The organism is Rhodoferax sp. (assembly GCF_028714215.1).
Classification (GTDB): Bacteria; Pseudomonadota; Gammaproteobacteria; order Burkholderiales; family Burkholderiaceae_C; genus Rhodoferax.
Genome location: NZ_JAQTMS010000035.1, coordinates 43,427 through 57,493 on the forward strand (window position 1 = coordinate 43,427; position 14,067 = coordinate 57,493).

The 14,067-nt window shown below is 66.0% G+C and carries 7 protein-coding genes and 1 pseudogene; all 8 read left to right on the forward strand.

What is annotated here, in order from left to right; genetic code table 11:
- Nucleotides 1–2,134, forward strand: a pseudogene (locus PHS32_RS15745) (carbohydrate-binding protein); the annotation flags it as partial.
- Between the two features lie 93 nt (nucleotides 2,135–2,227).
- A complete protein-coding gene (locus PHS32_RS15750; RefSeq protein WP_301079990.1) occupies nucleotides 2,228–2,542 on the forward strand; it encodes a BON domain-containing protein in 315 nt (104 codons plus the stop codon).
- Nucleotides 2,543–3,146: 604 nt separating this feature from the next.
- On the forward strand, nucleotides 3,147–4,805 hold the full coding sequence (locus tag PHS32_RS15755) for a ShlB/FhaC/HecB family hemolysin secretion/activation protein (RefSeq protein ID WP_301079991.1): 1,659 nt from the start codon (nucleotides 3,147–3,149) through the stop codon (nucleotides 4,803–4,805).
- Nucleotides 4,806–4,865: 60 nt separating this feature from the next.
- A complete protein-coding gene (locus tag PHS32_RS15760; protein WP_301079992.1) occupies nucleotides 4,866–9,674 on the forward strand; it encodes an MBG domain-containing protein in 4,809 nt (1,602 codons plus the stop codon).
- A 33-nt stretch (nucleotides 9,675–9,707) separates the two neighbouring features.
- Nucleotides 9,708–10,511, forward strand: coding sequence for a hypothetical protein (locus tag PHS32_RS15765; protein ID WP_301079993.1), 804 nt, complete (start codon nucleotides 9,708–9,710; stop codon nucleotides 10,509–10,511).
- A gap of 503 nt (nucleotides 10,512–11,014) precedes the next feature.
- The gene (locus tag PHS32_RS15770) at nucleotides 11,015–11,590 is read left to right on the forward strand and encodes a DUF5132 domain-containing protein (protein WP_301079994.1); all 576 of its coding nucleotides are present in this window, start codon (nucleotides 11,015–11,017) and stop codon (nucleotides 11,588–11,590) included.
- A gap of 1 nt (nucleotide 11,591) precedes the next feature.
- Nucleotides 11,592–12,191: a hypothetical protein gene (locus PHS32_RS15775; protein ID WP_301079995.1), complete on the forward strand. Its 600-nt coding sequence runs from the start codon at nucleotides 11,592–11,594 to the stop codon at nucleotides 12,189–12,191.
- Nucleotides 12,184–14,067: heavy metal translocating P-type ATPase (locus tag PHS32_RS15780; RefSeq protein ID WP_301079996.1), on the forward strand; the 1,884-nt coding region annotated here is incomplete at its 3' end. The genes PHS32_RS15775 and PHS32_RS15780, both read left to right, overlap by 8 nt.

Here is a 14,067-nt window from a genome sequence, read left to right on the forward strand (position 1 = left end):
GGTGACGGCGTCGTGGTGTGTCGATGCGCAGACGGCCGTCAAGCAGGTGCACCTGGTGATCGCCAACCGCGGTGACAAGACGCTGCACTTGCGCGTGCTGGGCATCGCCGAATGGCAGCTGGGCGCCAACCGGGCCGACCGCGGCACCCTGCATACGGCCTATTCCCGGCAACGGCTGGCCGGGCAAAAACTCGGCGCCCTGCTGGCCACGCAGCGTGAGCGCTCGGCCGGTTTTGGCGATGGCACGGCCTTCCTGGCGCTGGCCGGCGCGACCGATGAAGAGGACGACTGGACCTGCGACCGGCGCGAGTGTTTCGATGCCCGCGGGCGCCTGGTGCTGCCGGACCATTTGGGCAAGAGTCAGGGCGAAGGACTCGATCCCTGCGCGGCGCTTTCCAGCCGGGTCCAGCTGGTGGCCGGTGAAACGCTGGAGCGGGTGTTCCTGCTGGGTTACGCGGCCAGCCCGGATGCGGCCCGCCAGCTTGCCACCGTGGCCGGCGCGATGCCCGCCGCCCAACGGCTGGCGCGGGTCTGCGTCAGCTGGGACAAATTGCTGGACGCCTGCACGGTGAAGACGCCGGACCCCCTGTTTGACGTGCTGGTGAACCGCTGGCTGCTGTACCAGACGGTGTCATGCCGGTTGTGGGCCAAGGCCGGTTTTTACCAGGCCGGCGGCGCCACCGGTTTTCGCGACCAGTTGCAGGACGCCATGGCGCTGGCCTGGGCCCAGCCGCAGTTGCTGCGCCAGCAGATCGTGCTGGCCGCCTCGCGCCAGTTCGTCGAGGGCGATGTGCAGCATTGGTGGCACGCCCCGCTGGGTGCCGGCGTGCGCACCCATTTCTCCGACGACCTGCTGTGGCTGGCGTTTGCCACTCAGCACTACCTGCGCGCCAGCGGCGACGTCGCGCTGCTGGAAGAGCGCGTGCCCTTTATCGAAGGCCCGGTGATCCCCGAGGGCGCCGAGGATGCTTACTACACGCCCAGCGTCAGCCGTCATGACGCCTCGATCTACGAGCATGCCGCGCTGGCCATCGATCGCAGTCTGCGGGTCGGCGCGCATGGCCTGCCGCTGATGGGCAGCGGCGACTGGAACGACGGCATGAACCGGGTCGGCATCGAAGGCCGCGGCGAGTCGGTCTGGCTCGGCTGGTTCCTGTGCCAGTTGGTGGCCGACTTCGCGCCGCTGGCGCGGCAACGCGCCGAGCTGCTGCGGGCGCAGCGCTGGGAAGATGCCGCGCTGGGCTGGCAAGCCGCCTTGACCGGCCCGGCCTGGGACGGGCAATGGTTCAAGCGCGCCTTCTTCGATGACGGCCAGGCGCTCGGCTCGCATGCCAACCCGGAGGCCCGCATCGACTTGATTGCGCAAGCCTGGGCGGTGCTGTCCAAGGTTGCTTCGCCGGCCTCGCAGCGCATGGCGCTGGCGGCGCTGGAGACGCATCTGGTGGACCGCGAGGCCGGCCTGATCAAGCTGCTGGCGCCGCCGCTGGCACAGGCGGTCCCGAGCGCCGGCTACATCCAGGCCTACCCACCCGGCGTGCGCGAAAACGGCGGCCAGTATTCGCACGCCGGCGTCTGGGCGCTGATGGCGCAGGCCGAATTTGCCAACAGCCGTGCCGGTTCCGGCGAGGATCGGGATACCCCGTACCGCTACTTCACCTACCTGAGCCCGGCGCACCGCGCCAGCCATCCGGCGCGCGGCGCGGTCTACGGCATTGAGCCTTATGTGGTGGCCGGCGACGTGTACAGCCAGCCACCGTATGTCGGGCGCGGCGGCTGGAGCTGGTATACCGGCGCCGCCGCCTGGCTGCAGCGCGCCGCCATCGAATCGATTTTCGGATTGCAGCAGGGCGCCCAGGAACTGGTCTTCCAACCTTGCCTGCCGTCGCACTGGCAGCGGGCCGAACTGACCCTGGTGCGTGATCAGCGCAGCATGCGTTTCATCCTGCTGCGCGCGGCGCCGGAGGCGGCGCTGGCGGCTGCCGCGCAGGCAACGGGCGGTCTGCCAGCGCAGTTGCTGCGGGTGGGAGAGCGCTTGAACTGGCCGGCCCTGGCGGCACAGAGCTGCTTCGTCATCCCGTTGCCGGATGCAGCCGAGGCGGCGGCACCGGCGCTCGCCAGCGCCACGCCGGATTGACGCTATTTGCGGCTGTGTGCGCCAGCGCACGGACAGTGCGGCGGCAAGTTTTTAAAGTCCATCCCGCACCTCAACTTTATCTGGAGATTGACCATGTACATCCGTACCACCCTCGCCGCCGCCATGACCGCCATTGCCTTGCTCACTACCGCCGGCTGCGCCGTCAGTCGCGGGCAGGAGACCGTTGGCGCCTACGTTGACGACGCCACCATCACGACGCAGGTCAAGGCCCGCTTCGTGGACAACAAGCAGGTCGATGCGGTCAGCATTCACGTGGAAACGCTCAAGGGCACCGTCATGCTGTCGGGCTTTGCCAAGAGCACCAACGAGAAGAACACCGCCGAGAGCATCGCGCGTGGCGTCAATGGCGTGAGATCGGTGAAGAACGAGATCGCCATCCGGCCCTGAAACCAGGACAGCGCGACCGGTTCGCGAGCAACTTCCGCAATCTCATGACCAGCTTGGTCAACGCCTCTTGTTTGTCACCGAACAAGGGGCGTCTTGTATTTCTGGGTTTGAGCACCATGGACCTTCCCAAAATGACGCCATGCAAACCCCTGTTCAGCGTAGCGGGTGGATCAGGCTGGCGGGGCACTCAGCTCCGTGTCCCCCGCCCTGCGGGCTCCTCCTTTACCTGCGCTGAGCGCCCCACCAGCCTGATCTTTCAAGCAGGGTTGGTGTGCGACCAACGCAAACCACCGACGCTCGCCGCCGAGGGCGCTGGAGTGGGTGGCTGCTCGGCCCACGCAAACCACTGGCGCCGCTTCCGAGGGCACTGGGGTGAGTGGCGCAGCGAAATAAAGGAGGAGCCCTCAGGGCGGGGGACATTCGCGGAGTCACTCACCCCAGCGCCCTCGGGCCACAGACGCTTGAGCCTCAGTTCTCGACTTCCGAAAGCCATCTGCAGTTTCATTCTTTTTCAATGTGTGCGCTACAGCACGGACGCGGCTGGAGCGACTCAACAAAATCCTCTTAACGATTGTCGTGTTGCCCATTTCATCTGAAAGTGACTATGTTAAAAAATAAACTTCTCCCGTGCGCGCTGCTCGTATTGAGCCAGGGTCTGCTGGCCCAGCAACTGCCAAATGCTGGCGGTCAGATGCAGCAGATTCCGCCGACACCGATCCCGCAAAAAGCACCACCCAAGGTCGAGATCAAGCCCGGCAGTCCGCTCAGCATTGCCGAGTCCGAAGGTGTGCGCATCATTGTCAACCGCCTGCGCGTGACCGGTGCGCAAACCTATCCCGAGTCGGAGTTGCTGGCACTGACCGGCTTCGTGCCGGGGCGCGAACTCAGTCTGGCCGATCTGCGCGCCATGGCCGCCAGGATCGCCGACCACTATCACCGCAACGGCTACTTCGTGGCGCAGGCTTACCTGCCGGCGCAGGACATCCAGGATGGCGTCGTGACCGTCGCCGTGATCGAGGGTCAATACGGCCAGGTCACGCTGAAGAACCAGACCAACGTTTCGAATGAGCTGGTCAACGGTCTTCTGGCTGGACTCAACAGTGGCGATCCGGTGACCTCCGCGCCGCTTGAGAACCGCCTCTTGCTGCTCTCCGATCTGCCCGGCGTGCAGGTCAATTCGACGCTGCTGCCGGGGACCACCCTGGGCACCTCCGACCTGATCGTCGATCTGACGCCGGGGCCCCGCGTCAGCGGCAGCATCGATGCCGACAACGCCGGCAACCGCTACACCGGCTCCAACCGCATTGGGGCGACCGTCAACTTCAACGAGCCGACCGGTCACGGCGACGTGGCCACGCTGCGCGCACTGACTTCGGGCTCGGGCCTGAACTATCTGCGCGGCTCCTACCAGATGCAATTGGGCAAGGCCAAGGTCGGCGTCGCCTACAGCGCCTTGCGCTATGCACTGGGCCAGGAATTCGAAAGCCTGGGCGCCAACGGCACGGAAGAGATTGCCAGCCTGTATGGCAGCTATCCTCTGGTGCGCTCGCGCAACAGCAATCTTTACCTGGGCCTGGCGTTTGACGCCCGGACGTTCCAGGACAAGGTGGACTCGGCCTCCACCGTCGCCGACAAGAGCGCGCGCGTCCTGATGGCCAGTCTGATGGGCGATCAGCGCGATGCCAGCGGACAAAGCAGCTATGCCCTGACCTGGAGCGCCGGCAACCTTGAGCTGCAAACGCCGGCCATGCAAGTTCTCGACGCCGCGACGGCGCAAACCAGCGGCCACTACAACAAGCTGGCCTTCAGCGCCATGCGGCTGCAGAACCTGAGCCCAACCTTCTCCCTGGCCGCGTCCATCAACGGACAGCTGGCGTCCAAAAACCTGGATGTTTCGGAAAAGATGGAACTCGGCGGCATGTACGCCGTGCGGGCCTATCCGCAAGGCGAAGCCTATGGCGATGAGGGTTATGTGCTGAACCTGGAGGCGCGCATGCTGGTGCCCCGGTTCTCGGAGCGAATCGGCGGGCAACTGCAGTTGATCGGCTTCATCGATACCGGCAGCGTGACGGTGAACAACAGCACCTGGGCGGCCGGGCCGAACCGCAGAACCTTGAGCGGTGCCGGACTTGGCTTCAATTGGTCCGATGGCAACAACTTCATGCTGCGCGCCTATTACGCCTTCAAGGTAGGCGATGAAGTGGCCCGCTCGGCGCCCGACGCGTCGGGCCGATTCTGGATCCAGGCCGTGAAATATTTCTAGGCCCGGCGCTTCGAATCCAGCACTTAAACGACAAATCTTTCAAACAATTGGAGTGACCCCATGAACAGCTGCTACCGATCCCTCTGGAACGACAAGACCGGCACTTTTGTCGCCGTTTCCGAGAATGCCAAAAGCCTTGGCAAGAAAACCTCATCCTGCCGCGGCGCCGGCGCCGGCGCGGGCTTTCCCCTGAAGACCCTGGCGCTGTCCCTGCTGCTGTCATTGGGTGTGAATGTGTATGCCTTGCCCGCCGGTGGCGTGGTGGCGTCCGGCAGCGCCACCATCAACAGTGGCGCGCTCAGCAGCACCATCACGCAAACCAGCCAGAACGCGGCCATCAACTGGCAGAGTTTCAACATCGCTTCCGGCGAGGCCGTGCGTGTGCTGCAGCCCAACAGCAGTTCGGTGTTGCTGAACCGCGTGCTGGGGTCCGATCCGTCGGGCATCTTCGGCAGCCTGTCCGCCAACGGCAAGGTGTTCCTGGTCAATCCCAACGGCATCCTGTTCGGCCAGGGTGCATCGGTCAATGTCGGTGCCCTGGTGGCCTCGACCCTGAACATTGCCGACAGCGATTTTCTGGCCGGTAACTACAAGTTTTCCGGCGCTGGCGCAGGCTCGGTGCTGAATCAAGGCGCCATCCGCGCCGACGGCGGCTATGTCGCGCTGCTGGGCGCCAACGTCGCCAACAACGGTGTGATCCAGGCCAAGCTGGGCAGCGTGGCGCTGGTTGCGGGCCAGGCCATCACCCTTGATGTGGCCGGTGACGGCCTGCTCAATGTCACGGTCAATCAGGGCGCGGTCAAGGCGCTGGTCCAGAACGGCGGTCTGATCCAGGCCGACGGCGGACAAGTGCTGCTGAGCGCGCAAGCGGCCGGCAGCCTGCTGCAAAGCGCCGTCAACAACAGCGGCGTGATCCGGGCGCAAACCATTGAAAACCGCAACGGCAGCATCAAGCTGCTGGGTGACATGCAAAGCGGCAGCGTGAATGTGGCCGGCACGCTGGACGCCTCGGCGCCGCAGGGCGGGCCGGGCGGGTTTGTCGAAACCTCGGCGGCGCACGTCAATATCGCCGACAACACCCGTGTCAACACCCAATCCGCGCAAGGCCAGTCGGGCAGTTGGCTGATCGATCCGGCTGACTTCACCATCGCAGCGACCGGTGGCAACATCTCCGGCACGACGCTCAGCAGCAATCTGGCGGCAGGCGCCGTGGCGATCCAGAGCAGCGGCGGAACGGCCGGCGGCAGCGGCGACATCAATGTCAACGCGCCCGTCAGCTGGAGCGCCAATCTGCTGACGCTGACCGCCGCCCGCGACATCAACATCAATGCGGTGATGACCGCTTCCGGCACCTCGACGCTGGCCCTCAACACGGCCACCGCCAACGGCCTGGACGCGGCCGTGGCCGGCGGCGCCGTCAAGGTCGGCATGAATGGTGACGGCTTTACCGGGCGGGTCGACTTTCCGGCGCGTTCGGGCGCCGGCATCCTGAGCATCAATGGCCTGGCCTACACCATCGTCGACCGCCTGGGCGCGTCGACCACCTCCACCGTCACTGACTTGCAAGGCATGAAGAGTGGCCTGGCGACCAATTACGCACTGGGCAGCAACATCGACGCCTCGGCGACGGCGGGCTGGAATGCCGGCGCCGGCTTTGTGCCGATCGGAACCCCCGGCACCCCCTACATGGGCCGCTTCGACGGTCTGGGGCACACCATCACGGCGCTCTCCATCACGCCGGGTTCGGCCAGCGCCGGCCTGTTTGGCGCCACCGGTCCGGCCCTGTCGTTTCAGAACGTCGGCCTGGTCGGCGGCAGCGTGGTCGGCGCCGCCGGTAGCGGTGGCCTGATCGGCACCAACGGCACCGGCAGCACGGTCAGCAACAGTTACAACACCGGCACCGTCACGGGCGCGGCCGGCACCGGCGGCCTGGTCGGTGACAACACCACCGGCGCCACCAGCAACAGCTTTGCCACCGGCAACGTGAATGGCGCTGCCGGCTCTGGCGGCTTGCTGGGGACCAACACCACCGGGGCGGTCAGCAACAGCTACGCCACCGGCAGCGTGATCGGCAGCGGTGCCGGCACCGGCGGGCTGGTGGGCAGCAACACCACCGGTGCCGTCAGCAAGAGCTACGCCGCCGGCGCCGTGACGGGTGCCGGCGCCGCCACCGGCGGTCTGTTGGGCAGCAACGGCGCCAGTGTTGTCAGCGACACCTACGCCACCGGCAACGTCAGCGGCGCCGGAGCCGGCGTCGGCGGGCTGATCGGAACCAGCATTGGCAGCGTCACCACCAGCTATGCCACCGGCAGCGTGGGCGGTGGCGGCAGCCAGCTCGGCGCGCTGGTGGGCGGCATTGCCGGCACGGTTACCAACAGCTTCTGGAACAGCGATACCTCGGTCGTTGCAGCGTCGGTGGGCGGCGGCATGGGCATGAACACGGCGCAGATGAAGGCGCAAGCCGACTTCACGTCGGCGACCCTGGCCAACGGCAACGTCAATCCGAACTGGAACTTCCTGAGCACCTGGTTCATGTACGAGGGCATCACCTATCCGCTGCTGCGCCCGTTCATGACGCCGCTCACGGTGACGGCCAACAACGACAGCAAGACTTATAACGGGATCGCCTATTCCGGCGGCAATGGCGTCACCTATTCCGCCACCACCAACCCGGCCTACCTGCTGGGTGCCTTGACCTACAGCGGCGGCGGCACCTCGGTCGGCAGCTACACCATCACGCCGGGCGGGCTGTACTCCAATCAAAAGGGCTACATCATCAATTACGCCAACGGCACGGCGACCATCAACCCGGCCCACCTGACGGTGACGGCAGATGACAAGACCCGGGTCTACGGCGCCGCCAATCCGGCGCTGAGCACCACGGTGAGCGGCTTCGTCAATGGCGAGACCGCGTCCACCGCGGCCGGCTATGCCGGAGCGGGCACTGCCGCCACCACGGCCAGCGCCGTCACCGCCGTCGGCACTGCCGCCATCACGGCCGGGGCCGGTAGCTTGACGGCAACCAACTACGACTTCCCGACGCTGGTGAACGGCACCCTGACCATCAACCCGGCGCCCCTGACGGTGACGGCTTCCAACGTCTCCAAGACTTACGGCCAGGTGCCGACTTTGTCGGCTTTCACGACCGCCGGTTTGGTCAATGGCGAGACCATTGGCAGCGTCAGTGAAACCAGCCCCGGCGCGGCAGCGACCGCCGCCGTGGCCGGTAGCCCTTATGTCATCACACCCAGTGGCGCCACCGGCGGTAGCTTCTTGGCCACCAACTACACCATAGGCTACGCCAATGGTGCCCTGACGGTGGCGCCAGCGGCCCTGACGGTGACGGCTTCCAACGTCGCCAAGTCCTACGGCCAGACGCCCACCTTGTCGGCCTTCACGGCGGCCGGACTGGTCAACGGCGAGACTGTCGGCAGCGTCACTGAGACCAGCCCCGGCGCGGCAGCCACGGCCGCCGTGGCCGGTAGCCCCTATGTCATCACGCCCAGCGGCGCGACCGGCGGCACTTTTGTGCCAACCAACTACACCATTGGCTACGTCAATGGTGTCTTGACGGTGGCGCCGGTGGCCCTGACGGTGACGGCCTCCAACGTCTCCAAGGCTTACGGCCAGACGCCTACCTTGTCGGGCTTCACGACCGCCGGTTTGGTCAACGGCGAGACCGTTGGCAGCGTCACTGAGACCAGCCCCGGCGCGGCAGCGACTGCCCCGGTGGCGGGTAGCCCATACACGATCACGCCCAGCAGCGCGACCGGCGGCACTTTCGTGCCAACCAACTACACCATTGGCTACGTCAATGGTGTCTTGACGGTGGCGCCGGTGGCCCTGACGGTGACGGCCTCCAACGTCTCCAAGGCTTACGGTCAGACACCGACCCTGTCGGCCTTCACCGCCGCCGGTTTGGTCAACGGCGAGACCATCGGCAGCGTCACCGAGACCAGCCCCGGCACGGTGGCGACCGCCCCGGTGGCGGGTAGCCCGTATACGATCACGCCCAGCGGCGCGACCGGCGGCACTTTTGTGCCAGCGAACTACACCCTGAGCTACGTCAATGGTGTCTTGACGGTGGTGCCGGCGCCCTTGACGGTAACGGCCTCGGACGTCTCGAAGTCTTATGGCCAGGTACCGACCCTGTCGGCCTTCACAACGGCCGGACTGGTCAATGGCGACACCGTGGGCAGCGTCACCGAGACCAGCCCCGGCACCATAGCCACCGCGCCGGTAACGGGCAGCCCGTACCCGATCACGCCCAGCAACCTGACCGGGGGCACGTTCGTGCCGGCGAACTACACCATTGGCTATGTCAACGGCGTCCTGACGGTGACACCGGCGGCCCTGACGGTCACGGCCGCGGATGTCTCGAAAACCTACGGCGAGACAGCACCGTTGACGGTCTTCACGGTGGTCGGCCTGGTCAACGGCGAGACCGTTGGCAGCATCACGGCGAGCAGTCCCGGTGCCACCGGGGGTGCCATTCCATCGAGCACCTACGTGATCACCCCCAGCGGCGCCAGCGGTGGCACTTTCGTTCCGTCCAACTACACCATCAGCTATGTCAACGGCGCGCTGATAGTGAAGAAGCCGCTGGACCAGTCGGAGCCGGATATCACGCCGGCCCTGGTCAAGCCATGGGTACCGGTGGTGGTGCTGGTTGAGACGCCGCCCGAATTGTTGACGCTCGCGTCACCACCGTCGGAGTCAGCGCTGGTGAACGCCGTGACGCCGGATGAAACACCGGTGGCGGTGCCGGCGACAACGCCCGAGGCGCCAGTGCCCATGGTCGAGCCGGTCAAGACGCCACCGGCGATCTACGTGGCGCCGCATCGTCCGCGCAAGCAAGACCGTAACTGAAACCCGCCGGTCGCCATGCCGATGGGTGCAGAGATGCGTTCAATCATGTCGACCGCGGCCAGGACAATTTGCCTCGGCCTGCTGGTCGCCAGCTGGGGCGCTGAAGCAGCGCTGGCGGCCGACAATGCCGGCATGCCAGGAGTCGCTGCCGCGGTCAGCGCCGGGTTGAGAGCGACATCGCCAGAGCGTGCGAAACGGGCCGATTTCGAGCATGAGACGCCGTCCCGGGAGGCCCGGCAAATAGCCGACTGGGTGGTCGATTCGGGTGACAGCGGCGGCTTGCCGTTTGTCGTTCTCGATAAAACGCTGGCCCGGGTATTCGTGTTCCATGCCAATGGTCAATTGCGCGGCGCCGCGGCCGCGCTGGTCGGTCTGGCGGTGGGAGACGACGCGGTTCCCGGCATCGGCCAGCGCAAGCTGGCCAGCATTCGGCCGGAGGAACGCACCACCCCGGCCGGCCGCTTTGTCGCCGCGTTGGACCGTAATCTGCATGGCGGAGAAATTCTCTGGGTCGATTACGAGACCGCCATTTCGCTGCATCCGGTGATCACCAGCAACCCGAAGGAGCGCCGCGCCGAGCGCCTGGCGACGCCAACGCCGCTGGACAATCGAATTTCCTATGGCTGCATCAACGTGCCGGCGGAATTTTTCCACCGCGTGGTCAGTCCGGCTTTCAAGGCCAGCGACGGCATTGTCTATGTGCTGCCGGAAACCCGTTCGGCGCGACAGGTTTTCCCGTCCTATGACGTCTATGAGCGAGCCAGGCAAGAGGCTGGGAGCCGACTCTTGAGCGCTCCGGTCACCTCCCAAATCGACACCGACATCGTGCGCCATTGAGGGACTCGGCTCTGCAATTTACTGCGGATCTTTCCCGAAATGACGTCATGCCAAACTTCTGTTCAGCGCAGTGGGTGGATCAGGCAGGCGGGGCACTCAGCTCCGTGTCCCCCGCCCTGCGGGCTCCTCCTTTACCTGCGCTGAGCGCCCCACCAGCCTGATCCAGGGTGGCTCCTCGGCTCGCGCAAACCACCGACGCCGCTTCCGAGGGCGCTGGGGTGAGTGGCGCAGCGGCATAAAGGAGGAGCCCAGAGGGCGGGGGACAGCCGCGGAGTCACTCACCCCGGTGCACTCGGGCCACGGACGCATGAGCCTCGGTTTTGGACTTGCGAAAGCAAGCCGCATCAAGCAGGCTCTGAACGGCGTCGTGAATTTGGGAACTCTTAGCTTCTATGTCTGCCAGCGCACAGACGATTTCCTGACAGGTGTAGATGATTGGACAAGGAGCCAGTATTCATTGGCTCTTTTGTGTCGAGTCTGTTCCATTTATCCAGGAGAAATCAGTGGTCACCGTAAAGAAAAAGAATGCGCCGCAGCCTCTGCATCAACAGGCTGTAAAACCTCGCAAGTCGAACGGTGACGCCAGTCGCCACGCTGCCAAGGCGCATGTTGCGGACCTCGGCAGCGCCACCGACTGCGCTTACACCGAGCAAACCGATCCCTTGTTGCTGGACCCGGCGTGCGGAACTGGAGAAGGCAAACGCGCCAGCCTGATTGCACGCGGCAAAGACTTGCTGGCGGGCGAAGCCGGCGGCGTGGCTGCCGCGGCGGCGATCGTCGTTGGCGCGGCCTTGATCGAGGTCGAGCTGATTCCCGGACTGATCATCGGCGCGGGTGCGATTCTGCTGGGCAAACTGTTCCCTGAATTGGGCGGCTATGTACGCCCGGCGGTCAAGAGTGCCGTGCGCGCCGGCTTTTCCATGAGTCAAAAAGCGCGTGCCGTGATGGCCGAGGCGAACGAGCAGGTGCACGACCTGGTGGCCGAGGTGAGGCACGAACAGGCGCAGCAAGCGCCCCTGGCGAAGGTGAGCCGCGCCCCAGGCAAGGTTCAAGCTGCAACCGGCGTGCCCGTGCATTGACGTGGACAAGCACCTCCCCCGGGCCGTCAGGTCGGCCCGTATCGTCCACCACGTTCCGGGCCGACTGCGCATCAAGGTGCTGGGTGTGCCGGGCGAGGCGGAGTTTTTTGCCGCCGTGCAGGGCGTGATTGGCACTTTGCACGGCGTTGATTCGGTGCGCGTCAATCCGCTCTCGTCAAGCATAGTGGTCGACTACCGGCCGTCCGACACGATCTTCCATTTCCGTCTGCAGCAGGACCCGGAACTCAACGCCTGGCTGAGTCTGGAAGGCGAGGATGCGTTGCTGGAGGAAATCGACGAGGCCGTTACCGCGGGGGCGCGCTATCTGCAACGTCACTCGCGTCTGGCCGAGGTTATCGTTTCGACGGCCGAGCAACTGGACTCCGGCTTGCGCAAGGCCAGTGAGGGGCTGCTTGACCTCAAGGTGCTGCTGCCGCTGGGTGTGGCCGCCGCGACCTCCCTGCACAAGGCGCGCAACCGGGGAACACCCATGTGGCTGACCGTCAGCACCTTCGCCTTCAATGCCTTCCTTAGCCTGCATCGCCATCGCATCGACGCCCCCCTGGTTCGCATCGTCAGCGGTCGAAAACCCCGTGCATGATTTGCAGATTCGCGCTGAGCCGGCCGCGCTGGCGCCGCGCTTCATGGTGCTGCACGAGGTGCCGGGCCGTTGCCGCCTGCGCGTCGCCCGACTGCGGGTCGACCGCGTGTTGCGCGAGAACGTGGAGCGCCGGTTAAGAAGCAGTCCCTTGGTGGAGAGCTTTCGCTTCAACCTGGCCTGCGAGTCGGTCACGGTGCAGCATCAAGGCCCGATAGAGGCGCTGTTCGCGCTGCTGCTGGCGCCGGGCCACGGCTTGACGGTGGCAGGCGCCTCAGGCGGCGCCCTGGTCACTTTGCCCACTGGCGGCGGCAGCCCGCAGCCCCTGCAATCGCTGGCCTGGGCCGGCGCCGCGCTGGTGTTGGGACCGACGGCCGGTTTTGGCCTGGCGCTGGTTGCGATCCTGTTGACCGGCTTGCCGATCTGGCGCCGCGCCTTGCACACCCTGGTGCACGAGCACCGATTGAACGTCGATTTTCTGGATGGACTGGCCTTGGTCGTGGCGGTCCTGCGCCGGCAACCCCGCACCGCCGCGCTGATGGCCTTGATGGTGCATCTGGGCGACGTGGTACGGGAACTGACGGCGCGGCAGTCGCGCGGCCACATCCGCCAACTGCTGGACTTTCAGACGCTGCAAGCGCGCCGCCTGGAGTGCGATGGCAGCTTCACCCTGGTGCCGGCGCAGACACTCAGAGCCCAGCAGCGGGCACTGATGCTGGCCGGCGACCTGGTGCCGGCGGACGGCCGGGTCAGCAGCGGCATTGCCGCTGTCGATCAACGCCACATCACCGGTGAATCGGCGCCGGCGACGCGGCGCGTCGGCGACATGGTGTTTGCCGGCTCTTCCGTGGTGGAGGGCTCCATCACGGTAACCATCACCGAGGCCGGGGCCGACACGCTGGTGGCCAAAATCGTGCAGCAGATAGCAGCGGTGCCGGTCGGCGAGACCCGCATCCAGAACTACGCCGAGCAGTTTGCCGACCGCCTGGTGGCGCCCCTGTTGGGGGCCAACGTCGCCCTGCTGGCGGCGACCACCAACCTGGACCGCTTCATGTCGCTGGCAATCGTGGACTACGGTACCGGCATCCGGGTTGCGGCACCCACCAGCATCCTGGCCTCCATGACACGGGCCGCCCGCCAGGGCATCCTGATCAAGAGCGGACGCCATGTCGAACAACTGGCCACGCTGCAAGGCATTGCCTTCGACAAGACCGGCACGCTGACCTGCGGTCACCTGGCGGTGCTCGACGTGCGCTCATTTTGTGCCGGCTTGACGGCCGACCGCGTGCTGCAGCTGGCCGCCGCCGCCGAGACCGAACTGCGTCATCCGGTGGCGCGCGCGTTGGTGGCGCATGCCCGCACGGTGCGCGGGCTGGAGTTGCCGGTCTGCCAGAACGTGCAGTTCGTCATCGGACTGGGGGTTGCGGCAGAACTCGCGGGCCACCGCATTCACATCGGCAGCGCGCATTACCTGCGCGGCTTGCGCATCGCCACCGGCAAGGCCGGAGCCTATTTGGCCGGCATCGAACGCCTGGGCCACATCGGATTGCTGGTCGCGCTGGACGACCAGCTGGTGGGCGTGATCGCCTGCAGCGACGAGCCACGGCCGGAAGCGCATGCCGTGATCGCCGGCCTGCGCCGGCGCGGTGTGCGCGAGATCGTGATGCTGTCGGGCGACCGCGAGTGCGTGGCCCGGCGCATCGCCCAGGCGGTGGGAATCGACAAGGTCTATTCCGAGGTGCTGCCGGGCGACAAGGCGGAGATTGTGCGCAGCTTGCCCGCCGCCAACGGTCCGTTTGCCATGGTCGGTGATGGCGTCAACGATTCGCCGGCGCTGGCGCAAGCCGATGTCGGCATCTCTATGGTCGATGGTGCCGAT